The 21,383-nt window shown below is 63.6% G+C and carries 24 protein-coding genes; 13 read left to right on the top strand and 11 right to left on the bottom strand.

The features are described 5' to 3' along the window. The first annotated feature begins 24 nt into the window (after nucleotides 1-24). The 4 genes from PSV26_RS00910 to PSV26_RS00895 all read left to right on the top strand — a co-directional run bounded on the left by PSV26_RS00910 (nucleotide 25) and on the right by PSV26_RS00895 (nucleotide 3,501). Nucleotides 25-798, top strand: coding sequence for a ferredoxin--NADP reductase (locus PSV26_RS00910; protein WP_300566538.1), 774 nt, complete (start codon nucleotides 25-27; stop codon nucleotides 796-798). A gap of 139 nt (nucleotides 799-937) precedes the next feature. Beyond that, entirely contained in the window at nucleotides 938-1,627 is a 690-nt protein-coding gene (locus PSV26_RS00905; RefSeq protein ID WP_300517540.1) for a TetR/AcrR family transcriptional regulator, read from the top strand. Between the two features lie 56 nt (nucleotides 1,628-1,683). Beyond that, nucleotides 1,684-2,880, top strand: coding sequence for an amidohydrolase family protein (locus PSV26_RS00900; RefSeq protein WP_300566535.1), 1,197 nt, complete (start codon nucleotides 1,684-1,686; stop codon nucleotides 2,878-2,880). A gap of 21 nt (nucleotides 2,881-2,901) precedes the next feature. Next, the gene (locus PSV26_RS00895; protein ID WP_300517534.1) at nucleotides 2,902-3,501 is read left to right on the top strand and encodes a 3'-5' exonuclease; all 600 of its coding nucleotides are present in this window, start codon (nucleotides 2,902-2,904) and stop codon (nucleotides 3,499-3,501) included. An 89-nt stretch (nucleotides 3,502-3,590) separates the two neighbouring features. On the opposite strand, the gene PSV26_RS00890 is transcribed toward PSV26_RS00895, so the two are convergent. From PSV26_RS00890 to PSV26_RS00880, 3 genes are all read right to left on the bottom strand, one after another. Next, the gene (locus PSV26_RS00890) at nucleotides 3,591-4,121 is read right to left on the bottom strand and encodes a DUF1236 domain-containing protein (RefSeq protein ID WP_300517531.1); all 531 of its coding nucleotides are present in this window, start codon (nucleotides 4,119-4,121) and stop codon (nucleotides 3,591-3,593) included. Between the two features lie 185 nt (nucleotides 4,122-4,306). Beyond that, nucleotides 4,307-4,612: a hypothetical protein gene (locus tag PSV26_RS00885; protein ID WP_300566532.1), complete on the bottom strand. Its 306-nt coding sequence runs from the start codon at nucleotides 4,610-4,612 to the stop codon at nucleotides 4,307-4,309. Beyond that, nucleotides 4,609-4,956: a DUF6172 family protein gene (locus tag PSV26_RS00880; protein ID WP_300517525.1), complete on the bottom strand. Its 348-nt coding sequence runs from the start codon at nucleotides 4,954-4,956 to the stop codon at nucleotides 4,609-4,611. The genes PSV26_RS00885 and PSV26_RS00880 overlap by 4 nt, the downstream gene beginning before the upstream one ends. Nucleotides 4,957-5,095: 139 nt before the next feature. Here PSV26_RS00880 and PSV26_RS00875 point away from each other — a divergent pair, with 139 nt between their 5' ends. Further along, nucleotides 5,096-6,346 carry a DEAD/DEAH box helicase gene (locus tag PSV26_RS00875; RefSeq protein ID WP_300566529.1) on the top strand — a complete coding sequence of 417 codons (1,251 nt, stop codon included), beginning with the start codon at nucleotides 5,096-5,098 and terminating at the stop codon, nucleotides 6,344-6,346. Between the two features lie 6 nt (nucleotides 6,347-6,352). Here PSV26_RS00875 and PSV26_RS00870 read toward each other — a convergent pair whose 3' ends face one another. Continuing rightward, entirely contained in the window at nucleotides 6,353-6,589 is a 237-nt protein-coding gene (locus tag PSV26_RS00870; RefSeq protein WP_300517519.1) for a DUF6139 family protein, read from the bottom strand. A gap of 330 nt (nucleotides 6,590-6,919) precedes the next feature. Here PSV26_RS00870 and PSV26_RS00865 point away from each other — a divergent pair, with 330 nt between their 5' ends. The 6 genes from PSV26_RS00865 (at nucleotide 6,920) to PSV26_RS00840 (ending at nucleotide 12,919) form a co-directional block, all read left to right on the top strand. Further along, complete coding sequence (locus PSV26_RS00865) at nucleotides 6,920-7,684, top strand: SDR family oxidoreductase (RefSeq protein WP_300517516.1); 765 nt, start codon at nucleotides 6,920-6,922, stop codon at nucleotides 7,682-7,684. Nucleotides 7,685-7,936: 252 nt separating this feature from the next. Further along, on the top strand, nucleotides 7,937-8,710 hold the full coding sequence (locus PSV26_RS00860; protein WP_300566526.1) for an ABC transporter ATP-binding protein: 774 nt from the start codon (nucleotides 7,937-7,939) through the stop codon (nucleotides 8,708-8,710). Then, the gene (locus tag PSV26_RS00855) at nucleotides 8,710-9,414 is read left to right on the top strand and encodes an ABC transporter ATP-binding protein (protein ID WP_300517510.1); all 705 of its coding nucleotides are present in this window, start codon (nucleotides 8,710-8,712) and stop codon (nucleotides 9,412-9,414) included. Before PSV26_RS00860 ends, PSV26_RS00855 begins: the two co-directional genes overlap by 1 nt. A 70-nt stretch (nucleotides 9,415-9,484) precedes the next feature. Next, nucleotides 9,485-10,678: an ABC transporter substrate-binding protein gene (locus PSV26_RS00850; RefSeq protein ID WP_300517507.1), complete on the top strand. Its 1,194-nt coding sequence runs from the start codon at nucleotides 9,485-9,487 to the stop codon at nucleotides 10,676-10,678. Nucleotides 10,679-10,930: 252 nt separating this feature from the next. After that, the gene (locus PSV26_RS00845; RefSeq protein WP_300517504.1) at nucleotides 10,931-11,815 is read left to right on the top strand and encodes a branched-chain amino acid ABC transporter permease; all 885 of its coding nucleotides are present in this window, start codon (nucleotides 10,931-10,933) and stop codon (nucleotides 11,813-11,815) included. A gap of 141 nt (nucleotides 11,816-11,956) precedes the next feature. After that, on the top strand, nucleotides 11,957-12,919 hold the full coding sequence (locus PSV26_RS00840; protein WP_300517502.1) for a branched-chain amino acid ABC transporter permease: 963 nt from the start codon (nucleotides 11,957-11,959) through the stop codon (nucleotides 12,917-12,919). A 40-nt stretch (nucleotides 12,920-12,959) separates the two neighbouring features. Here the strand turns inward: PSV26_RS00840 and PSV26_RS00835 are convergent, their stop codons facing one another. The 3 genes from PSV26_RS00835 to dbpA form a co-directional block, all read right to left on the bottom strand. Continuing rightward, nucleotides 12,960-13,859, bottom strand: a complete 900-nt coding sequence (locus PSV26_RS00835; protein ID WP_300566524.1) for a transglutaminase family protein — start codon at nucleotides 13,857-13,859, stop codon at nucleotides 12,960-12,962. Between the two features lie 356 nt (nucleotides 13,860-14,215). Then, entirely contained in the window at nucleotides 14,216-14,929 is a 714-nt protein-coding gene (locus PSV26_RS00830) for an SDR family NAD(P)-dependent oxidoreductase (RefSeq protein WP_300566523.1), read from the bottom strand. Between the two features lie 11 nt (nucleotides 14,930-14,940). After that, complete coding sequence (dbpA, locus tag PSV26_RS00825) at nucleotides 14,941-16,380, bottom strand: ATP-dependent RNA helicase DbpA (protein WP_300517495.1); 1,440 nt, start codon at nucleotides 16,378-16,380, stop codon at nucleotides 14,941-14,943. A gap of 268 nt (nucleotides 16,381-16,648) precedes the next feature. On the opposite strand from dbpA, the gene PSV26_RS00820 reads away from it, so the two are divergent. Next, on the top strand, nucleotides 16,649-17,485 hold the full coding sequence (locus PSV26_RS00820) for a phosphatase PAP2 family protein (protein ID WP_300566522.1): 837 nt from the start codon (nucleotides 16,649-16,651) through the stop codon (nucleotides 17,483-17,485). 54 nt (nucleotides 17,486-17,539) lie between these two features. Here the strand turns inward: PSV26_RS00820 and PSV26_RS00815 are convergent, their stop codons facing one another. After that, nucleotides 17,540-18,325, bottom strand: a complete 786-nt coding sequence (locus tag PSV26_RS00815) for a crotonase/enoyl-CoA hydratase family protein (protein WP_300566520.1) — start codon at nucleotides 18,323-18,325, stop codon at nucleotides 17,540-17,542. Continuing rightward, nucleotides 18,319-18,594: a DUF2917 domain-containing protein gene (locus tag PSV26_RS00810; protein WP_300566517.1), complete on the bottom strand. Its 276-nt coding sequence runs from the start codon at nucleotides 18,592-18,594 to the stop codon at nucleotides 18,319-18,321. Before PSV26_RS00810 ends, PSV26_RS00815 begins: the two co-directional genes overlap by 7 nt. Before the next feature lie 95 nt (nucleotides 18,595-18,689). On the opposite strand from PSV26_RS00810, the gene PSV26_RS00805 reads away from it, so the two are divergent. Further along, the gene (locus PSV26_RS00805; RefSeq protein WP_300517486.1) at nucleotides 18,690-19,613 is read left to right on the top strand and encodes a LysR substrate-binding domain-containing protein; all 924 of its coding nucleotides are present in this window, start codon (nucleotides 18,690-18,692) and stop codon (nucleotides 19,611-19,613) included. Nucleotides 19,614-19,619: 6 nt separating this feature from the next. Here PSV26_RS00805 and PSV26_RS00800 read toward each other — a convergent pair whose 3' ends face one another. Beyond that, entirely contained in the window at nucleotides 19,620-20,594 is a 975-nt protein-coding gene (locus tag PSV26_RS00800) for a pyridoxamine 5'-phosphate oxidase family protein (protein WP_300517483.1), read from the bottom strand. Nucleotides 20,595-20,637: 43 nt separating this feature from the next. Continuing rightward, complete coding sequence (locus PSV26_RS00795; RefSeq protein ID WP_300566514.1) at nucleotides 20,638-21,291, bottom strand: glutathione S-transferase family protein; 654 nt, start codon at nucleotides 21,289-21,291, stop codon at nucleotides 20,638-20,640. Between the last annotated feature and the right edge of the window lie 92 nt (nucleotides 21,292-21,383).

The following is a 21,383-nucleotide window of genomic DNA, read 5'->3' as shown; positions in this document are numbered from 1 at the left end:
CCTTCAGCCCCTACATTCACCACCATGAGCGCCTTCAACGAAGAACGTGTCCTGTCCGTGCATCACTGGACGGATCGCCTGTTTACTTTCACCACCACCCGTGACACCTCGCTGCGCTTCAGCAACGGCCATTTCACGATGATAGGCCTGCGGGTCAACGACAAGCCGCTGCTGCGGGCCTACAGCATCGTGAGCCCCAACCATGAGGAACACCTGGAGTTTCTGAGCATCAAGGTGCCCGACGGCCCCCTGACGTCGCGTCTCCAGCACATCAAGGTGGGCGACACCATCATTGTCGGGCGCAAGCCGACCGGCACCCTGGTGATCGACTACCTGCTTCCCGGCAAGCGGCTGTACCTGCTGTCCACCGGAACCGGTTTGGCGCCCTTCATGAGCATCATCCGCGACCCGGCAACTTACGAACAGTTCGAGCAGATCGTTCTGGTGCATGGCGTGCGCCAGGCCGACGAGCTGGCCTACCACGACCTGGTCGTGGACCATCTGCCCCAACACGAGTTCCTCGGCGACATGGTGTCCAGGCAGCTGCTGTATTACCCGACCGTGACGCGCGAGAGTTACCGCAACATGGGCCGCGTCACTGACCTGATGGAAACCGGCAAGATGTTCGAAGACCTGAAGCTGCCTGCGCTGGACCCCGCGCAGGACCGCGTCATGATCTGCGGCAGCCCGGGCATGCTCAAGGACCTGAAACACATGCTTGAGAAACGCGGCTTTGTGGAAGGCAACACCTCCAGACCCGGCGACTTCGTGATCGAACGCGCGTTTGCCGAGCAGTGAATATGGCCCCCACGCTTGTCGCTACGCCTACGACGCTGCCCACCGAGGGGGCGCTTCGCCTGCGGCCCGGCAAAGCCGGCTCCGCGGACCCGGCTGGTGAAGAGAAGACCTCCACGCTTATTGCCTGCTAGCTGACGCCATGGCCACCAAACCCACATCCCCACGCTCGGCGACTGCCCGGCTCGCCTCAGCAAAGCGGCCGGGCGTGCGGGAGCAGGCTGCGCAAACCACGCGCGACAATATCCTGCGTGCCGCCACCAAGGTCTTTGCGCGGTACGGCTACGAGGGCGGCAGCGTGGAAAAAATCTCGCTGTCGGCCAAGTCCTTCGACCGGATGATTTACTACTACTTCGGGAGCAAGGAAGGCCTGTTCATCGAAGTGCTGGAAGACATGTACCGCCGGATGAACGATGCCGAGCTGGAGCTCGACCTCGACCTGGAGCAGCCGGTGGAGTCGCTCAAGGAAGTCATCCGTTTTGTCGTGACTTATTACAGCAAGAACCCCGAGTTCATCACGCTGCTCAACACCGAAAACCTGCACCGCGGCAAACACATCTCCAAGTCCATGCGTGCCCGGGAATACTCGTCGCCCGCCATCGCGATCATCCAGAAGCTGCTGGAAAGCGGGGTGAAAAAGAAGGTGTTTCGCGCTGACATCTCCGCACGAAATGTGTACCTGCTGATCGCGGCGACCGGCTACTTCTACATCTCCAACCGCCACACGCTGTCTGCCTTTCTCGGGGAAGACCTGCAGACACCCGAGGCCCTGGCCGACTGGCAGGCTTTCATCACCAGCACCGTGCTGCGCACGGTGATGCTCAACCCCTGACATCTGCGCGCCGCCGGCGGACATTCCCACACACGACCTTTGAGAGGGCAAACAACATGGCAGAAGCTGTATCGACCGGAAAATCCGGAAAAGTGGTGATCAGAAACATCGGACTGCTGCTGTCCGGTGACATCGACCAGCCGATTCTGGACGCGGACACGATTGTCGTGAACGACGGGCTGATCGTCGCCGTCGGCAAGGCCAAAGACTGCGACACCGAGGGCGCACAGACCATCATCGATGCGCACCAGACCTGCGTTTGCCCGGGCCTGATCGACAGCCATGTCCATCCCGTGTTCGGCGACTGGACGCCGCGGCAAAACCAGATCGGCTGGATTGATTCGACCATGCACGGCGGCGTCACCACCATGATTTCGGCCGGTGAGGTGCACCTGCCCGGCCGCCCCAAGGACATCGTCGGGCTCAAGGCCCTGGCCATCACCGCGCAGCGCGCTTTCGACAACTTCCGTCCCGGCGGCGTCAAGGTGCTGGCTGGCGCCCCGATCATCGAAAAAGGCATGGTCGAGGACGATTTCAAACAGCTGGCCGAGGCCGGCGTCACGCTGCTCGGTGAGGTCGGCCTGGGTTCGGTCAAGGCCGGCTACGAGGCCAGGGAGATGGTGGCCTGGGCCCGCAAGTACGGCATCCAGAGCACCATCCACACCGGTGGCCCGTCGATTCCCGGCTCCGGCCTGATCGACAAGGACGTGGTGCTGGAAGCCGACGCCGACGTGATCGGCCACATCAACGGCGGCCACACCGCCCTGTCCGAGCAGCATGTCTGCGAGCTCTGTGAGAAGTCCTCGCGCGCCATCGAGATCGTGCACAACGGCAACGAGAAGGTCGCGATTGCCGCAGCGCAGGCCGCGCTGCAGCTCAAATGCCCGCACCGGGTGATTCTCGGCACCGACGGGCCCGCCGGCTCCGGCGTGCAGCCGCTGGGCATGTTGCGGCTCATCGCCCTGCTGTCCAGCCTGGGCAACATTCCGGCCGAACTGGCCTTCTGTTTTGCCACCGGCAACACCGCGCGTATCCGCCAGCTCAACTGCGGCCTGATCGAGGTCGGCCGCGATGCCGACTTCGTGTTCATGGACAAGGCCCAGCATTCATCCGGGCTGAACCTGCTCGACAGCGTCCAGCGCGGCGACATCCCCGGTGTGGGCATGGTGATGATCGACGGCATTGTACGCAGCGGCCGCAGCCGCAACACGCCGCCGGCCACCACCATTCCCAGCATGGTGGTGCCGGGCTGAGGCCGGGCGCCCGCGTCGACCATGCCGCAATTCACCTCGCCGAGCCGCGATGAACTCGCGCTGCTGGAGCCACTGGAGCGCCTGGGCCTGGCGGACATCGTGCTGGTCGCCACTGCGGCGCAGGCCGAGGACGCCTGGAATTTCCTGTCGGGCTGCAGCGCACTCGGTTTCGACACCGAGTCCAAGCCCACGTTTTTTCGAGACCAGGTCTCCGAGGGTCCGCATGTGGTGCAATTGTCCACGCTGGAGCGTGCCTGGGTGTTCCAGCTTTTCGATCCGCGCTGCCGGGAGGTGGTGGCAGCACTGCTGGAAGCTGGCCACATTACCAAGGTTGGCTTCGGCCTGGCCGGCGACCATACGCAGATCCGCCGGACCCTGGGCGTGGAGCCGCGCAATGTGCTGGACCTCAACGTGGTGTTCCGGAAAAGGGGTTATGCGAAAGAGATTGGCGTGCGTGGTGCGGTGGCCGTGTTATTCAATCGCCGCTTCCTGAAATCGAAAAAGGCCACCACCTCCAACTGGGCCAACCGCCAGCTCAGCGAAAGCCAGCTGGTCTACGCCGCCAATGATGCCTGGGCCGCCATGCTGACCTTTAACGCGCTGGGATTGCCGCCGGGCTAGGGCGCGCGAAGACCAATAGGCCCGGTTCCTGGAATGTGGCCCGGGTTGTCATGCCTGGATCACCATGACTACCCGGCTATCTCCCTGCATCAGCCACCCAGCAGACCCTGAATAATGTCCACAATCAGGTTGTTTTGTTGCTGTACCAATACGATGTCGCCGCCAATGCGCGCATAGCGGTAGCCGTAAGGTGCGGGCGGTAGCTGCACAATGACGGGTTGAGGCACGGAATAGATCGTGACGCCTCGCGGGATCGGTTGGCCAACAGCCCAGTTGCGCGTCTGGCCTGGGGGCATGCAGCCATTGTTCTTCTTGGCCAGCCCTGGAGGGCATTTTTTGCCGTTTGAGTAATTTTGCACGTAGTACTGACGCACAACCGTACGCTGCTGATCGTTGAAATAGCTGCCCGGTTGAATTTCTTTACGCTCCCGCTTCGCGGCCTTATCCTGCTCCTTGGATTCGCGTTTTTGCTCTTTTTCCTCAAACTTCTGGGCGTGTTTGCCGTTGCCTTTTCCATGGTTGTCGTCATCGTCCTTTCCCTTTGACAATGCGGGCCCCGCAAGTAAAAGGGTGGCGATGGCCAATGTCACGAGGCGGGTTTTGGATGAAAAATATGTCATGGCGTGTTTCCTTGAAGCCGTGATCGGCTCAATAGACAGCTTGTCACTTTTTCTTACACGGTGGCGTAGGCTTTTTCGCCATGTGGAAGTAGGTCGTCGACCTGGGCAAGTTATCGCGCACGCCATAAACAGTCGTTCGCAGTTGGCAGCAGAACCAGCGCCCTCGCTACTTCCGTGCTGCAGGACTAGTCCAACCCAAAGCGCTGGATGAACGCGGCGCAAAAGAGCGCGCTGCCGCTGATGGACAAAGTCAGCACATGCCACAGCGGAGAAGCCGCATCGGTCTGCTCCTGCAAGTCCATATCCCACTCTCCTCCCTCGTCCAGCGGCGCGCGCTGTCCGGCGAACACGGTTTCGGCCCAGTCCACCACCTCGGCAATTTCGGCGCGCAACGCAACAAGCTGCGGCTGACGCACCGAGGCCATGGCGTCAAAGCTGCCGCCTCCCTGTGGGTCTTCGCTGTGGTCGAAAACGAGAAACTGCAGCCTCATTCGCCGGATTCGGCGTCCTGCGCAGTCACACCGCTTCCATCATCGACCCCCAGCGGGCGGGGTCGGTGCGTACGCCGGCCCTCTTTGGCCAGCAATTCCAGGTAGAAGGTATCGGCGCCCTCTTTCGCGGCGCCATCCACCAGCGGAAAGATGGTTGCGAAATGCACCACCGTGGCAGTCTCCTGGGTGGGGCCAAAGCGGCAGTCGAAGTCCCAGAAATCCACACCTTCCGGCAAAGGTACCCGGCGCTGCCTTTTGACGTATTTGCGAATGTCATGCTTGACGGCGTCCAGCACACGATCGCGGTTTTTTCCTTCGATATTCAACTGAAATGTCTTTTTCACGGCGGCCTCTGATGTCGATCGATGACCCTGTCCTGGCGGACCTGAGTCTCAAGCCTTCGATTATGCGACCTGGGGCAGCTTAAACTGGACCCTTGCGGTGAGGCTAGCCCGAGCCATCGCCCCCGTCACAAAGCCGCTCATGCCCTTCTCTTCCCTGGGTTTATCCCCTCCCCTGCTGCGCGCCGTCGGCCTGCGCGGCTATCTCGCACCCACCGCCATACAAGCAGAAACAATTCCGGCAGTGCTGCAGGGACGCGATGTCCTCGGATCGGCCCAGACCGGCTCCGGCAAAACTGCAGCCTTTGTGCTTCCGCTGCTGCAGCAACTGCTGACCGGCCCCCACGAGAAGCCGCGCAGGGTACGTGCGCTGGTCCTGGTGCCGACACGCGAACTTGCGGCGCAAGTCGGCGAGACCGTCCGCAGCCTGGCGCAGCAACTGCCCCAGGCGCTGAAGGTGGCGACTGTGTTTGGCGGCGTGTCCATCAACCCGCAGATGATGAACCTGCGCGGCGGAGCCGACATCGTGGTCGCCACCCCCGGCCGTCTGCTGGACCTGGTGGACCACAACGCCGTGGTGTTGTCCAGCGTCCGCCTGCTGGTGCTTGATGAGGCCGACCGCCTTTTCGAGCTCGGTTTTGCGGACGAACTCGGGCGCGTCCTCGCCCTGCTCGCGCCGCAGCGCCAGAACCTGTTTTTCTCGGCCACCCTGCCGCCCGCCGTGTTGGCCCTGGCGCAGAAGCTGCTGCGCGAGCCGGTCCGCATCGACGTGCTGGCCGGGCCGGAGCAGGCACCCGACATCGTGCAGCGGGCCATGGCCGTGGACGCCGGCCGGCGCACCCAGCTGCTGCGCCACCTGATTCAGACCAACGGCTGGCGCCGCGTGCTGGTCTTCGTGGCCACCAAACATGCGGCTGAAATGGTCGCCGACAAGCTGCGCAAGGCCCGGATCAACGCCGAGCCTTTCCACGGTGAACTGAGCCAGGGCAAACGCACGCAGGTGCTGGCCGACTTCAAGGCCTCGCGACTCAAGGTGGTGATCGCCACCGATGTCGCGGCCCGCGGCCTGGACATTGCGCAGTTGCCGGTGGTGGTGAACTATGACCTGCCGCGCTCGGCGGTGGAATACATCCACCGCATCGGCCGCACCGGCCGCGCCGGAGAAAGCGGCGTCGCCCTGAGTTTTGTCAGCGCGGACACGCTTGCCCACTGGCGCCTGATCGAAAAACGCCAGCGGCTGAGCCTGCCGCTAGAGCAGATCGAAGGTTTTGAACCGGTACCGACGGAACCGTCAACTGACGAGGCCGGCAGCTCGCCTGCGACGGGCGGCATCAAGGGCAAACGCCCCAGCAAGAAAGACAAACTCCGGGCTGCGGCAGCGCGCGCAGGCTAGGCGGTTTCAGTGACCGGCGCCGTTCACGCTGGTGATGGCATATCCTTTTTCGGCAATTTGCTGCTCGGGGCGGGGAATCGCGTACTGGCTGATCTTCTCGGCGCTGGCACCCATTTCCACCGCCCGGGCTTCAGTCTCCCAATCGCTGTTCGTGGCCTCCTCGGGAATCAGCCGCCCTTCGGGCACAGCGAGGTAGGAAAACTGGCGATTGGCTTCGGCCCGGCGGTAAATGTCGACACGCATGAGGTCTCCTTGGCAGGTGGCTGAGTCCTCCACCTTACCCCCGGCCAGCGCCTGCCCGCAGGAAAGTCCCTGCTTGTTACCCGGACTCCCGCTGCCCGGGCCGGTCCGGCACGGATGCCAGGCCCCGGACCGGGACTTCAGATACTCCTCTTTTGATAGCTGTTGGCGCCTGTCAATCAAGGGCTGTGGCCGTTTTTGTCATGAAAAACAAGCGCCAAGTGTCCTGTCCCCGCGCAGCGCAGACACGCAGGTGACGCCTTCGCCGCCGCACTGGCGATAAGCTGCCCGGCAAGCCTTTCCCTCCCCCATCCCCCCAGCCAGGAGTCCACCATGAACGATCTTTTTTCCCTGCAGGGCCGCACGGCGCTGATCACCGGCGGTTCACGCGGCATCGGCCGCATGATTGCCGCCGGCTTCCTGGCCCAGGGTGCGCGGGTCTACATCTCGGCTCGCAAGGCCGCGGCCTGCGACCAGACCGCCAAAGAACTGGCCAGCCTGGGGCACTGCGTGTCGCTGCCTGCCGATGTCTCGACACTCGAAGGGGCCAGGGGCCTGGCCGCGGCGTACGGTGCGCTCGAGCCGCAGCTCGACATCCTGGTCAACAACGCCGGCGCTGCCTGGGGTGCCCCGTTTGACGAGTTTCCGGAAAGCGGCTGGGACAAGGTGATGGACCTGAACCTCAAGACGCCCTTTTTCCTGACGCAGGCACTGATCAGCGCCTTGCGCAAGTCCGGCGAGCGGCGTCCCGCCAAGGTGATCAACATTGCCTCCATCGACGGCATTTCCGTCAACCCCATGGAAACCTATTCCTATGCGGCGAGCAAGGCCGGCCTGATCCAGCTGACCCGGCGCATGGCCTTGCGCCTGATCCAGGACAACATCGTGGTCAGCGCGATCGCCCCCGGCGCCTTCGCCTCGGACATGAACAAGGACGCCCGTGACCATGGCGAAGCGGTCGCCGCGCGAATCCCGGCCGGGCGTGTCGGGCAGGACGCCGACATGGCCGGCGCCGCCATCTACCTGGCCTCGCGCGCCGGCGACTACGTGGTCGGCTCCACACTGGTGGTTGACGGCGGCGTGACCCACGCACGCTGAAAAACCGACACCCGTTCTGCAGAAAACCGGTTGGCGCGCCGCGTTCTCTTTTTCTGACAAAACCCTGACACAGCTGCGGGCTCGCCCCAGGCCCGAGGCGGCTTGCCCTGGGTGTTTTTCCTCCGGCAGGCCGGCACGTAAAACTACCTAAGTCCTAACCCGCTCACGCGCCACAACGCGACTCGTTAGCATGCAGTTCTCTGTGACGGGCCCGTGCGCCCGCCATTTCAATGTCTGTAGCCGGAGAGCAATTTGTCAGCGGAGTTCATTCTTGAAACGCGTGGGTTGACCAAGGAATTCAAGGGATTCGTGGCCGTCAACCAGGTGGACCTGAAAGTCCAGCGCGGCCATATCCACGCGCTGATCGGCCCCAATGGCGCGGGCAAAACCACTTTCTTCAACCTGCTGACCAAATTCCTGCACCCGACCACCGGCACCATCCTGTTCAACGGCAAGGACATCACGACCGAAAAGCCGGCACAGACGGCAAGGCGCGGCATTGTCCGTTCCTTCCAGATCTCGGCGGTGTTTCCGCACATGACCGTGCTGGAAAACGTGCGCGCGGCGCTGCAGCGCAATCTTGGCACCTCGTTTCATTTCTGGAAAGCCGAGAGCACGCTGTTTCCCCTGCATGAACGCGCCCGCCAGTTGCTGGCCGAGGTGGACCTGCAGGATTTCGCCGACGAGCTGACCGTCAACCTGCCTTACGGCCGCAAACGCGCGCTGGAACTGGCCACCACGCTGGCGCTCGAGCCCGAGCTGATGCTGCTGGACGAACCGACACAGGGCATGGGCCACGAAGACGTGGACCGCGTGACCCAGCTGATCAAGAAGGTCTCCGCCGGCCGCACCATCCTGATGGTGGAGCACAACATGAACGTGGTGTCTTCGATTGCCGACCGCATCACGGTGCTGCAGCGCGGCGCCATCATTGCCGACGGCCCGTACGACGAAGTGTCGAAAAACCCGCTGGTGATCGAGGCCTACATGGGCACCGCCAATACCGAACTGCAGGGAGCCCACTGATGTCCAAGGAACTCCTGAAAATCGAGAACCTGCACGCCTGGTATGGCGAGTCGCACATTCTGCATGGCGTGAACCTGACCGTGCACGAGGGCGAGGTGGTGACGCTGCTGGGCCGCAACGGCGCCGGTCGCACCACGACGATGCGCGCCATTGTCGGCCTGACCGGTTCGCGCAAGGGCTCGATCCGCATCAATGGTGAAGAAACCATCAAACTGGCGCCGCACAAGGTGGCGCACATGGGCGTGGGTTACTGCCCTGAAGAACGCGGCATCTTCGCCAGCCTGACGGCCGAGGAAAACCTGATGCTGCCGCCCACACTGGCACCGGGCGGCATGAGCATCGAGGAAATCTACGCCATGTTCCCCAACCTGAAAGAGCGCGCGTCCAGCCCCGGCACGCGCCTGTCGGGCGGCGAGCAGCAGATGCTGGCCGTGGCACGCATCCTGCGCACCGGCGCGCGCCTGCTGCTGCTCGATGAAATCTCCGAAGGCCTGGCGCCCGTCATCGTGCAAAAGCTCGCCGAGATGATTCTCACGCTCAAGGCCAAGGGTTACACCATCGTGCTGGTCGAGCAGAACTTCCGCTTCGCCGCGCCGCTGGCCGACCGCTTTTACGTGATGGAGCACGGCACCATCGTGAAACAGTTTGCGCAGAACGAGCTGACCCAGAACATGGGCATGCTGCAGGAATATCTCGGCGTCTGAGCGTCGTCCTGCCCGGCCTATTTCGCTTTTCCCTTTTTTTTCGCTTTCGACCACAACCCAAGGAGACTCCATGAAACTCAAAACCCTCGTCGCCGCACTGGCTATCGGCTTTGCCGCCGCCGCCTCCGCGCAGAACACCGGCCCCGTCAAGATCGGCTTCATCACCGACATGTCCAGCCTGTATGCCGACATCGACGGCCCGGCCGGCGGTGAAATGGTCAAGTGGGCCGCGCAGGATTTCGGCGGCAAGGTGCTCAACCGCCCCATCGAAGTTCTGACCGCCGACCACCAGAACAAGGCAGACGTGGCGAGCTCCAAGGCGCGCGAGTGGATGGACAAGGATGGCCTGTCCATGCTGATCGGCGGCACCAATTCGGGCACGGCACTGGCCATGGCCAAGATCGCCGAGGAAAAAAAGCGTCCCTTCATCGCCATCGGCCCCGGCTCGGCACGCCTGACCAATGAAGCCTGCTCGCCTTACACCGTGCATTACGCCTACGACACCGTGGCACTGGCCAAGGTGGCCGGCGGCGCGCTGGTGAAGTCCGGTGCCAAGAACTGGTTCTTCCTGACGGCTGACTATGCTTTCGGTTACTCGCTCGAAGGTGATGCCTCGACCGTGGTCAAGGCCAACGGCGGCACCGTGGCCGGCGCCGTGCGCCACCCGCTCAATGCCTCCGACTTCTCATCCTTCCTGCTGCAGGCGCAATCGTCCAAGGCCCAGGTGCTGGCGCTGGCCAATGCCGGCGGCGACTTCACCAACGCCATGAAAGCCGCCAAGGAATTCGGCATCAACAAGACCATGAAAGTGGCCGGCCTGCTGGTGTTCATCAACGACGTGCACAGCCTGGGTCTGGCCAACACCGAAGGCCTGCAGCTGGCCGACAGCTGGTACTGGAACCAGGACGATGCGTCGCGCAAGTTTGCCAAACGCTTCTTCGACAAGTACAAGCGCATGCCTTCGAGCCTGCAGGCCGCCGACTACTCTGCCGCGACGAATTACCTGAAGGCCGTTCAGGCTGCGGGCACGACGGACGGCGACAAGGTCATGGCCACGCTCAAGGGCATGAAGATCGACGACTTCTACCACAAGGGCCAGATCCGCGCCGACGGCCGCATGATCCACGACATGTACCTGTTCCAGGTCAAGTCGGCCAAGGAATCGACCACACCATGGGACTACTACAAAACCGTGGCCAAGATCCCTGGCGACCAGGCCTTCACCACGGTCGCCGAGTCCAAGTGCGCCCTGATCAAGAAGTAAGCGGATTCTCAGTACCGCAACCCGAAAATATCGAAACATGAAACCGCGCCTTCGCACCCAGGGCGGCGTTGCAGTCCTTGCGAAGGCGAACAGCCTTCGATGCGGCTTGCGCCTTGCCCCGGGCACGAAGTCATCACTTTCACTTTGTTTCGCTACTTCCGGGTTGCGGTACTAGTGGCCGGTCGCAGCGCGGTCGGCCACTTTTTACTTAGATATTGTTTGTACTCTCACAGCGTGAACTGACGGGTCTCCATGGAAATTTTCGGTATTCCCCATCAAGCCTTTCTGGGCCAGTTGCTGCTGGGCCTGGTCAATGGTGCGTTTTACGCCATGCTCAGCCTCGGGCTGGCGGTGATCTTCGGCCTGTTGGGCGTGGTCAATTTTGCGCACGGCGCACTCTACATGCTGGGCGCCTTTGCCGCCTGGATCATGCTCGACAAGTTCGGCATCAATTACTGGGGGGCGCTGATCCTGGCGCCGCTGCTGGTGGGCGCGCTCGGCGTGGTCATCGAGCGTCTTTTCCTCAAACACCTGTACAAGCTCGATCCGCTGTACGGCCTGCTGCTGACCTTTGGTCTGGCGCTGATTCTCGAGGGGGTGTTCCGCGAGCTCTACGGCGCGTCGGGCCAGTCCTACAACGTGCCTGAACTGCTCTCGGGCGCGACCAACCTGGGCTTCATGGTGCTGCCGAACTACCGCGCCTGGGTGGTGCTGGTGTCGCTGGTGGTCTGCCTGGGCACCTGGTACCTGATCGAGCGCACCCGGCTCGGCGCCTACCTGCGCGCCGGCACCGAAAACGCCGCGCTGGTGCAGGCTTTCGGCATCAACGTGCCCATGATGGTGATGCTGACCTACGGCGCCGGCGCCGCGCTGGCCGCGCTGGCCGGTGTGCTGGCCGCGCCCATCATCCAGGTCAACCCGCTGATGGGCTCCAACCTGATCATCGTGGTGTTTGCCGTGGTCGTGATCGGCGGCATGGGCTCCATCATGGGCTCCATCCTGACCGGTCTCGGCCTGGGCATCGTCGAAGGGCTGACCCGGGTGTTCTACCCCGAAGCGTCCAACATCGTGGTGTTTGTCATCATGGTCATCGTGCTGATGTTCCGGCCCGCCGGCCTGTTCGGCAAGGAGGCCTAGGATGTTGGCCCCCACGCTTTTCGCTTCGCGTAATGCGCTGCCCCCCGAGGGGGCGCTGCGCCTGCGGCCCGGCAAAGCCGGTTCCGCGGCCCCTGCTTGGACTACAACTTTTTCTCCCTTGGCGGCTCGGTGGATATTTGAATGAATAACGCAAAAAAATTGATCCGCATCACCTATATCGCGCTGCTGATCCTGGCGCTGGTGGCACCCATGCTCGGGCTCTACCCGGTGTTTGTCATGAAGCTGCTGTGCTTCGCCATTTTTGCCTGTGCCTTCAACCTGTTGCTGGGTTTCACCGGCCTGCTGTCGTTCGGCCACGCAGCATTTTTCGGTTCGGCCGCCTATGCCACTGGCTGGGTCGTCAAGTCGCAGGGCTGGACGCCCGAGCTGGGCCTCCTGGCCGGTGTGGTGGCCTCGGGCCTGATCGGCCTGGTGGTCGGCCTGGTCGCTATCCGGCGCCAGGGCATTTATTTCGCCATGATCACGCTGGCGATTGCGCAGATGGTGTACTTCGTCTGCCTGCAGGCACCTTTTACCGGTGGTGAGGACGGCCTGCAGGGCGTGCCGCGCGGCGCGCTGTTCGGCCTGTTCTCGCTGGAATCGGACATTGCCTTGTATTACCTGGTGGTGGCGGTGTTTGTCGGCTGTTTTCTGGCCATTTCACGCATCGTGCGTTCGCCTTTCGGCCAGGTGCTCAAGATGATCCGTGAAAACGAGCCGCGCGCGATTTCGCTGGGCTACCAGGTGGACCGTTACAAGCTGCTGGCCTTTGTACTGTCGGCCGCGCTGGCCGGCCTGGCCGGATCGCTCAAGACCCTGGTGATGGGTTTCGCCACCCTGTCCGACGCGCACTGGTCGATGTCGGGCGAAGTGATTTTGATGACGCTGCTCGGCGGTGTAGGCACCTTCTTCGGCCCGGTGTTCGGCGCCGGCATCGTGATCTCGCTGCAGAACATGCTGGCCGACAAGGTGGGCTCGTGGGTCACCGTGATCATCGGCGTGATTTTTGTGCTCTGCGTGCTGGCCTTCCGCAAGGGTGTGGTCGGCGAGTTGCAGGCCTACCTGGAGCGGCGCCGGCGCGCTGCGGCGGCGCCCGACGCGTAAGCCGCGCACGTGTCCGGCAGACCCGCCCGGTCACCCTGGCCTAGTTGTCTGCGGCTGCGTCTGCGCCGGGGCCTGCTGCTGCGTCGGTCGACAAGGCCTCCGCGACATGCTGGGGCACCACCAACTGGCCCTGGTCATCGGGCAAGGCCTCGATGCTGATCACCGGCGCCGAGGAGCTGACCCCGCCGAACATGGTTGCAAACGCGGCATCTGCCGCGTCGCGTCCGGTGGCCAGGCGCACAAAACCCATCGGAATCGCGGTGCCCGAGGGATCGAACATGTACCAGCGGTGGCCGACATAGACCTCAACATAGGCATGAAAATCGGTCGGCCCGAGGGCCGGATCGGCGCCGTAATCAATGCCGCTGACAAACCGCGCCGGAATGTTGACCGCGCGGCACAACGCGATCATCAGGTGCGCAAAGTCGCGGCAGACACCGGCCTCGTCGATCAGCGTGTCGATGGCCGTGGTGTTGCCCGTGGAGCTGTTGGACGTGAAGGTCACGCGCTGGTTGACCCAGTCGCGGATGGCCTGGACCCGGCTGTAACCCTGGCGAAGCTGGCCAAACTCCTTGACGGCCAGCCGGTGCAGGCGGTCGGACTGGCAATAGCGGCTGGGGTAGAGGTAAGGCAGCACCGCGCCTGGCAGCTGCAGCACGCCGACTTCAGCGACCTGATCGGGTTGCGCCACATGGTGGCGTATGTCCACCGTCGCGTCGTAACTGACCCTCAGCGGGCCGGGCATGGCCCTGAACTTGAGGTAACGATTGCGGCTGACTGCGTCGGTATAAAACTCGGGCTGCAGCACCTGGCTGATGCCGAGGGTCTCGCTGACCACCACCTGCTCGCGCGTGTGGGCCGCATGGATGTTGAAGATGAAATCGCATCCTGCATCGGCGACCTGGTAACCCAGTTCAATCGAAAATTTAAGCCTGACCATACAGTGTCTTCCTGAAGTGATGCGGCAGCCCCGCCTGCTTCACACAGGCTGCGTTCGCGGAGAAATGGCGGGGTGGCGTGACAACGGAAGACCGCTGGCATCGCCGCGTTACATCGATTGTGGCGCGCAAAAGCCGGCAGCGGACTGCAAGGGGCCGAACGGCCATGATGCTGGCGATGTAGGCGCATCTGCGAAAGGCGCAAGGTCTGACGCGCACCCGGTGCGGCCACCTACAGACACACGCGGGTGCCGCAACAAACGCTAGGCGAGCGTCCGGTTGAAACCCGATTTGCTTCTGTTTTTATAGCTACCCGCGCATTACGGATAAGGGATACAGGCCTTTTTTACGTAAAATCTCAGAAGGGCAGAAGCTGTCCGCGGTAGTCCAGCAGGGCCCCGGTATGGGTCGGCGCCAGACCAGCAAGTACAGCCAGCAGATCACTGGCAGCTTCCTGCGGCGGGCGCACCGTGAGCCCGGTTTTGGCAAAGGGCTGGCTCAGTGGCGAATCCACCGTACCCGGGTGCAGCGCCACGCAAATGCTTTCCCCGTTGCTGCGCGTCAACTCGATGGCCGCAGTCTTGACCAGCTGGTTGAGCGCCGCCTTCGAAGCCCGGTAGCCATACCAGCCACCCAGCGCGTTGTCGCCTATGCTGCCGACCCTGGCCGAGACAAAGCCGGCCACGCAGCGTCCCTGTCGGGGCAGCAGAGGAAAGAAATGTTTGATCAACAGCGCCGGGCCCAGGGTGTTGACCAGGAAGACCTGTTGCAGGTAGCCGGCATCAAGGTGGCGCCAGCCGCGTTCCGGCTGGCCTTGCGGACCATGCAGAAAACCGGTCGCGACCAGCAGCAGGCGCAGCGCCAACCCGGACTCGGCACAGATCCTGGCGACAGCCTGCGCCGCAGCAGCGATGCCGGCCTCATCCGCATAGTCGATACGGATCTCGCCCGCGCGCCCCAGGCCCAGCACGCGTCCGTAGTCTCCCTGCTGCTGCAGTTGCGTCTGCAGGGCCGCGCCCAAGGCACCGCTGGCGCCCACCACCACCGCCAGCCCGGGTCGGCATTCGCTCACAGGGGTACCACTCAGGCCTCGTCCATGAAACGCACCTTGACACTTTTGCCCTTGACGCCGCCGTTGGCCAGCTTTTGCTGCGCCTGGCTGGCAATCGCGCGGTCCACAGCGACATAGGTGGAGAACTCATTGACGTTGATCTTGCCGACCTGCTCGCGCATGAACGGCGGCACATGGCCGGCATCGCCGGTCAGTGCGCCCAGCACGTCGCCGGCGCGGATTTTTTCCTTGCGGCCGCCGACGATCTGCAGCGTCACCATGGGCGGCAGCAGAGGCTCGTTGCTGGCGGGCAGCAGTTCGCTGAGTTTGTGCCACTCGGACTCTGCTTTTTGCAGCACCTCGATTTTCCCGACGTAACCCATCTCGTCCATGCTCGCCAGGCTGATGGCCCAGCCCTCTTCATCAGCGCGGCCGGTGCGGCCAATGCGGTGGATGTGCACTTCGGCGTCCGGCGTGACGTCGACATTGATGACCATTTCGAGCTGGGAGATGTCCAGGCCGCGCGCCGCCACATCGGTGGCCACCAGCACCGAACAGCTGCGGTTGGAAAACTGCACCAGCACCTGATCGCGCTCGCGCTGCTCGAGCTCGCCAAACAAGGCCAGCGCGCTGAAGCCCTGGTCTTTCAGATAGGCCACCAATGCGCGGCACTGGGACTTGGTGTTGCAAAACGCCAGCGTGCTGGCCGGTCGGAAGTGACGCAGCACCTGCGCGACGGCGCCCAGGCGGGCTTCGTCGTGGTCGCTGTCGGGCACCTGGTACCAACGCTGCTGGATCTTGGTTTTTTCATGCTGCGCCTGGACCGTGATGGTGTGCGGCGTCTTCATGAACTGCTGGCTGATTTTCGCGATGCCTTCCGGGTAGGTGGCCGAGAACAGCAGAGTCTGGCGCTCTTTCGGGCACTGTTTGGCAACCGTCACGATGTCCTCGAAAAAGCCCATGTCCAGCATACGGTCGGCTTCGTCGAGCACCAGCGTGTTCATGGCTTCCAGGGTCAGGTGGCCGCGCGCCAGGTGGTCCATGATGCGGCCCGGCGTGCCGACCACGATGTGGGCGCCGTTTTCCAGGCTCGCGGTCTGGTTGCGCAGCGGCACACCGCCGCAGAGCACCACCACCTTGACGTTTTCCTCGGCGCGCGCGAGGCGGCGGATTTCGGTGGCGACCTGGTCGGCCAGCTCGCGAGTCGGACACAGCACCATGGCCTGCACCGCAAAACGCCGCGCATTGAGGTTGGCCAGAAGGGGGATCGCGAAGGCGGCGGTCTTGCCGCTGCCGGTTTTGGCCTGCGCAATCAGGTCCTTGCCGGCCAGCGCCAGCGGCAGGCTGGCCGCCTGGATCGGTGTCATGGCCAGGTAACCCAGGGTTTTCAGATTGGCCTGCATCGCAGGGTTCAGCGGCAGCGTGCTGAAGTCGGTGCTCGCTGCGCTGGAAGTCGAAGGGGAAGAAGTCATCCCCTGATTATCGGCGCTGGGGCTTTTCCAGCCCCCCGGCGCACCTTGAGAGCCCCTCGCAGGCGCAGGCGGGGCCTTCGCCCCAGGCGACCAGGACATGAATGAAAACAGGCTTCAGCCCTTACCCAATGTGCGCCATTAGCTACTGTATTGATAGCATTTCGGGGCCAGCCAGCACCGATAGCACCGACAGGGGCCGCAGACGGCCCGCACAGCGTAAGCTTGTGGGAACGCATTTTCCGAGCTTTCCTTCGCTTTGATCCACACCATGTCTTCTGATGATTTTTCCGCCGTAGCCGTGTTCACACTCGGCAGCCATGGTTTGTTGCTCTTCCTGGCACTGCTGGTGCTGCTGCTGCCAATCGCTACAGCGCTGTGGTGGCTGGCGCAGCGCTACGCCATTAGCGCCGAAACGAGCGCACTGCCTGCAGGCAGGTATCTCTCGATCCGCCTTGTCGCGGGGTTTGCGGTCCTGGTGGGTGCAGCGGCGGTTTTTGCGGAAATTGCCGAGGAACTGGGGGACGGCAAACGCGTGGGGGAGCTGGACCAGCTGTTTTCAGACGCCGTGCGCGACAGCACCCCAGCGGCGGCCTTACAGGTCTTCGCCTGGGTCACGCGGCTCGGCGACACGGCGAGCCTGAGTGTGCTGGGCTTCGCCGTGGCGCTGGTGCTGCTGCTGCGCGGCCGGCGCTGGCTGGCCCTGGGCTGGGTACTGGCCATCAGCGGCAACGCCTTGCTCAACACCACGCTCAAGGCGCTGTTTGAACGAACCCGGCCCATGCACGACAGTGCCCTGGTGCAGGCCGGTGGCTGGAGTTTCCCGAGCGGGCACAGCTCTGGCGCAGTGGTGTTTTACGGCATGCTGGCCTATGTGCTGCTGCGCAGCCTGCCGCCGGCCACGGCACGGCACGCGAGTCTGCCGCTGGTACTGCTGGCCACGGCCCTCGCATTTTCGGTCGGTTGCAGCCGGGTTTTTCTCCAGGTGCATTTCGCCACCGATGTGCTGGCCGGGTTTGCCTCCGGCACGGCCTGGCTGGCCGTCTGTGTGGCCAGCATCGAGTTGACGCGCTACTATGACCGCACCCGGGCCACAGCCTTGGGATAGGGCGACCCAGCGAATTCACCCCCGACCTCTGGCTGTGTGCCTTTAAACATCGCTTCAGTGATGACAGAACACCGGCCGGCGCTTTTCAACAAAAGCCGCCGTGCCCTCCCGCGCATCCTGCGAAGCCACCGCAATCATGAACTGCGCTGCCTCGATGGCCAGGCCCTCGTCGATGGACACATTGAGCCCGCGCGTCACGGCGCGCAGCGAGGCCGTCACGGCCACGGCGGGGTTTTCGGCGATGCGATCGGCCATCTGCAGGCAGGCCGGCAGCAGTTCATGGGCAGGCACCACATGGTTGACCAGGCCGAGCAACAGGGCTTCCTCGGCGCTGATGGCGTCGCCGGTCAGGATCATCTCGTTGGCGCGCTTGCGGCCGATGTGGCGGGGCAGGCGCTGCGTGCCGCCAAAGGGGGGCGGAAAACCGAGCCGGATTTCGGGTTTGGCAAAGCGCGCATGTTCCGCCGCGATCGCCAGGCTGCAGGCCTCCATGATTTCGCAACCGCCGCCGAAGGCGATGCCGTTGACGGCCGCGATGACGGGCTTGGGGTAGTTCTCGAGGCGTCGCGTCAAGGCCTGCCCACGCGTGACGAAGTTGCGCCAGGCCGCCTCGGGCGATGCGGCCATGTCGGGCGCAAAGCCCGCGATGTCGGCACCTGCACTGAAGGCTTTATCGCCCTGCCCTGTCAGCACCAGGCAGCGCACGCTGTCGTCGCGCTCCAGTGCGTTGAGCCTGTCCATGAGTTCATCGATCAGTTCATAATTCAGCGCATTGAGTTTGTCGGGGCGGTTGAGGGTGAGCACCACCTGTTGGCCATGGCGTCCGGTTTCTATCAGCATGTTGTTTCCAGCAGGTTTCGGGCAGGGGTGGGCTGGGATAAAAATGACAGGACGCCCCAGCCGCGCGGGGCGCCCACAAAGTAGGTCGCGGCCTGCGGCGTGACAAAGGACTCGCCGCTTTCGAGCACGACGTCGCTGTCCCGGCGCCCGGCCAGCGCATCACTGGTGATCCAGAGGCAACCCCCGGTGCAGGTCAGGATCTGGCCGCGGCGCAGGCGCAGGGGTTTCGGGATGGACCCGAGCGTCAACGGGGGTTGGGCAACAAACATGGCAGTCTCCTTGGAAAGTGTGGTTTGATTCTTCCCTCGTCCCGGCCCGCGTGGCCGGAAGGTTTGTCATCCGGGGTATTCCTGCCATTCATGCCATGCTGAGCCCTTCTTCTTCCCATGCACTGCGTGCCATGTCGCTGGACGCGATACGCGGCTTTGAATCGGCGGCACGGCACCTGAGCTTTACGGCGGCGGCCGAGGAGCTGTGCATCACGCAGTCGGCGGTCAGCAAGCAGATCAAAATCCTGGAAGACGCGCTGGGCACAGCGCTCTTTTTGCGCGGCGGCAAGGGTTTGAGCCTGACGCCGCAGGGCCGCGAGCTTTATGAGGCGGCCCGCGCGGCGCTGGCGCAACTGGCCGCGGCCGTGGACCGCCTGCTGGCGGTCGACCGGGCGTCGGTAGCGGTCACGACCACACCTTCATTTGCCGCGCTGTGGCTGGCGCCCAAACTTGCGAAGTTCCAGCGGCTCGAACCTGCCATTGACGTGCGTGTCGCCGCCTCGGAAGCCCGGGTGAACCTGGAGCGCGAAGGCATGGACCTGGCCGTGCGGCTCAGGCCTGTAGTTCCGGCCGGCGAAGGCCCGCCACCCTTGCTCCAGGAACAAGCCCTGCTGGTCGCGGCGCCCGCCGTCGCGGCGCGTATCCACTCGGCCGCCGACATCCTGGATAGCCCGTTGCTGGTGTACCACGACCCGGCCATGCGTTTTTCCTGGATGTCCTGGACAGCCTGGTACGAGCGCCTTGGCCTGCCGCCGTCGGCCCGACAGCCTTGCCTGTATTTTTCACAGTACGAGCATGTGCTGACCGCTGCCGTGCAGGGCGCCGGGGTCGCCATCGGGCGCACACCGCTGGTGCTGCCGCTGCTGGGCAGCGGCCAATTGAAGGTGGTCCTGCCCGGCCAGACGGTGGCGGGCTTGGGCTACCACATCGTCACGTCAGCCCATGGCGGGGAACGGCCGGCGGTGCAAAAATTCCGCGCCTGGCTGGAGCGCGAACTCGCACAGGAAGCCATCGGCTGAGGCGATTCAGCCAGGGCCTGGAACAGGCTCCTGGGTCCAGGCGCCGGTACCTTGGAGCGCCGGCGACAGCCCCGCCTCGCCCCAGCGCAGGGGCAAAGAGGACTCCACCAGGCGCATCGATTGCACCCTGAAACGCATCAATCGCTGAGCACCGGCAAAGGATGCCAACTCAGGGCCGTCCCAGATGATGTCGGCCGTGACCGCCAGGTACAGCAGGTCGCCACTGGCGAAATCAATGAACAGCAGGCCGGCGCGCGGATTCACCACCAGGTTGCCCAGCGTGTTGAAAAAGTAGTTGCCGGCGAAGTCCGGCACCGTCAACACGTCGTCCCCGTCCAGACGTACAAAGCCGGGCTTGCCGCCGCGGTGCGACACGTCCACGCCCCCGGCGCGGCCTGCCTGCACGCTGTCGCCGGCGTAGGCCGTGGCGATAAAAAAAGTGTCGGCGCCGGCGATGATCCGGCGCGCCGAAGCGTTGAGTTGCAACAGCTCGTGCACCACTGGCGCGGCACCACTTCGGTCGCCCGGATGCACCGGCTCGCGCGCCTGAATGTATTTGGGGCAGTTGCCGAAACTCTGGCTGACCTCCACCGTGAACCCCGCAGCACCCACCCCGTGCAACACGCCGTTCATGCGATTGCGCCGGCGCGTATGCGGCGTGATGCCGAGCAGGCCGATGGGCGCACCTTCCGCCAGGTTGGCTGCCAGCGGATCACCCGCCAGCGGCTGCGCCTGGAGAACCAGATGCTGCGGATCCGGGGAACGGATAAATCCCGGTGCCTGCACCAGCACCGAGGCCCAGGGCTGGGCGTCGGCGTCCAGGGTCCCGACGATGACCCATGGCAGTTGTTCAAAAAAATCCCGATGCTGGTCCGGCATGAAGTGGCGGATCACCTGCGGGCCGATCTGCGCCAGGCGCTCCTGCACGCCCACTCGCGCCTGCACCGCACGTTCGCCTTCGTGAAACGCGGGCGGGGTCATGACCTCACCTCTGTGGTAATCACCCCGGAAACAATCCTTCGTTTCATGCTGCCAGCCCAATGGGGGTCTTCACCATCGGCACAAAACCAGGCAGTGCCTCGATGCGGGCCAGCCAGGCGCGGAGCGCTGGATAGGGTTCCAGCGACACATTGCCTTCAGGCGCATGCGCCACATAGCTGTAGTTGGCGATGTCGGCCAGCGTCGGCGCGCTGCCGACCAGAAAGGGGGCGTGGGCCAAGCCCTGCTCCATCACCTCGAACAGGGCATGGGCACGTGCCACTGCTTCGACATTTTCCGGCCGTTTGAACAACTGGTTGACGCGTGCCGCCGCCGGGCCGAAAGCGAGTTGCCCAGCGGCGACCGACAACCAGCGCTGAACCCTGGCGGCACCCAGCGGGTCACGTGGCAACCACGGATGATCGGCCCCAGCAGCATACCGACCCGCCAGGTACACCAGGATGGCATTGGAGTCCGCCAGGGTGACGTCGCCGTCCTGAATCACCGGCACCTGACCAAATGCATTCATGGCCAGAAACGCCGGCGCTTTGTGCCCTTTGGCCATCAGGTCGATCTCGATCAACTCAAAAGGCAGCTTGAGCAGGGACAGGAAAAGTTCGACCCGGTGAGAGTGCCCGGAAATGGCGACGCGGTAGAGTTTGATGGGCTGCGCGGGGGCGACCGTATTGTGTGTGCTCATGCATGTCCTTCGAAAATGAGTTCAGGTGCGGGTATTCTGTTTGATCCATTAATATGAATAAATACTCGAAACAGGATTTAACTCATCCACAA

Origin of the sequence: Polaromonas sp. (assembly GCF_029945685.1) — a bacterium.
Lineage (GTDB): Bacteria > Pseudomonadota > Gammaproteobacteria > Burkholderiales > Burkholderiaceae_C > Polaromonas.
Note: the sequence above shows the minus strand (reverse complement) of the source record. Positions and strands in the feature narration are given on the sequence as shown.

What these genes read in the sequence shown, in the direction of transcription:
- PSV26_RS00810 (WP_300566517.1), bottom strand. Translation starts at nt 18,594, where the DNA reads ATGTTTGTTGCCCAACCCCCGTTGACGCTCGGGTCCATCCCGAAACCC.
- PSV26_RS00835 (WP_300566524.1), bottom strand. Translation starts at nt 13,859, where the DNA reads ATGGTCAGGCTTAAATTTTCGATTGAACTGGGTTACCAGGTCGCCGAT.
- PSV26_RS00900 (WP_300566535.1), top strand. Translation starts at nt 1,684, where the DNA reads ATGGCAGAAGCTGTATCGACCGGAAAATCCGGAAAAGTGGTGATCAGA.
- PSV26_RS00850 (WP_300517507.1), top strand. Translation starts at nt 9,485, where the DNA reads ATGAAACTCAAAACCCTCGTCGCCGCACTGGCTATCGGCTTTGCCGCC.
- PSV26_RS00885 (WP_300566532.1), bottom strand. Translation starts at nt 4,612, where the DNA reads ATGAGGCTGCAGTTTCTCGTTTTCGACCACAGCGAAGACCCACAGGGA.
- PSV26_RS00865 (WP_300517516.1), top strand. Translation starts at nt 6,920, where the DNA reads ATGAACGATCTTTTTTCCCTGCAGGGCCGCACGGCGCTGATCACCGGC.
- dbpA (WP_300517495.1), bottom strand. Translation starts at nt 16,380, where the DNA reads ATGACTTCTTCCCCTTCGACTTCCAGCGCAGCGAGCACCGACTTCAGC.
- PSV26_RS00905 (WP_300517540.1), top strand. Translation starts at nt 938, where the DNA reads ATGGCCACCAAACCCACATCCCCACGCTCGGCGACTGCCCGGCTCGCC.
- PSV26_RS00870 (WP_300517519.1), bottom strand. Translation starts at nt 6,589, where the DNA reads ATGCGTGTCGACATTTACCGCCGGGCCGAAGCCAATCGCCAGTTTTCC.
- PSV26_RS00815 (WP_300566520.1), bottom strand. Translation starts at nt 18,325, where the DNA reads ATGCTGATAGAAACCGGACGCCATGGCCAACAGGTGGTGCTCACCCTC.
- PSV26_RS00845 (WP_300517504.1), top strand. Translation starts at nt 10,931, where the DNA reads ATGGAAATTTTCGGTATTCCCCATCAAGCCTTTCTGGGCCAGTTGCTG.
- PSV26_RS00855 (WP_300517510.1), top strand. Translation starts at nt 8,710, where the DNA reads ATGTCCAAGGAACTCCTGAAAATCGAGAACCTGCACGCCTGGTATGGC.
- PSV26_RS00795 (WP_300566514.1), bottom strand. Translation starts at nt 21,291, where the DNA reads ATGAGCACACACAATACGGTCGCCCCCGCGCAGCCCATCAAACTCTAC.
- PSV26_RS00910 (WP_300566538.1), top strand. Translation starts at nt 25, where the DNA reads ATGAGCGCCTTCAACGAAGAACGTGTCCTGTCCGTGCATCACTGGACG.
- PSV26_RS00875 (WP_300566529.1), top strand. Translation starts at nt 5,096, where the DNA reads ATGCCCTTCTCTTCCCTGGGTTTATCCCCTCCCCTGCTGCGCGCCGTC.
- PSV26_RS00805 (WP_300517486.1), top strand. Translation starts at nt 18,690, where the DNA reads ATGCTGAGCCCTTCTTCTTCCCATGCACTGCGTGCCATGTCGCTGGAC.
- PSV26_RS00895 (WP_300517534.1), top strand. Translation starts at nt 2,902, where the DNA reads ATGCCGCAATTCACCTCGCCGAGCCGCGATGAACTCGCGCTGCTGGAG.
- PSV26_RS00840 (WP_300517502.1), top strand. Translation starts at nt 11,957, where the DNA reads ATGAATAACGCAAAAAAATTGATCCGCATCACCTATATCGCGCTGCTG.
- PSV26_RS00800 (WP_300517483.1), bottom strand. Translation starts at nt 20,594, where the DNA reads ATGACCCCGCCCGCGTTTCACGAAGGCGAACGTGCGGTGCAGGCGCGA.
- PSV26_RS00890 (WP_300517531.1), bottom strand. Translation starts at nt 4,121, where the DNA reads ATGACATATTTTTCATCCAAAACCCGCCTCGTGACATTGGCCATCGCC.
- PSV26_RS00820 (WP_300566522.1), top strand. Translation starts at nt 16,649, where the DNA reads ATGTCTTCTGATGATTTTTCCGCCGTAGCCGTGTTCACACTCGGCAGC.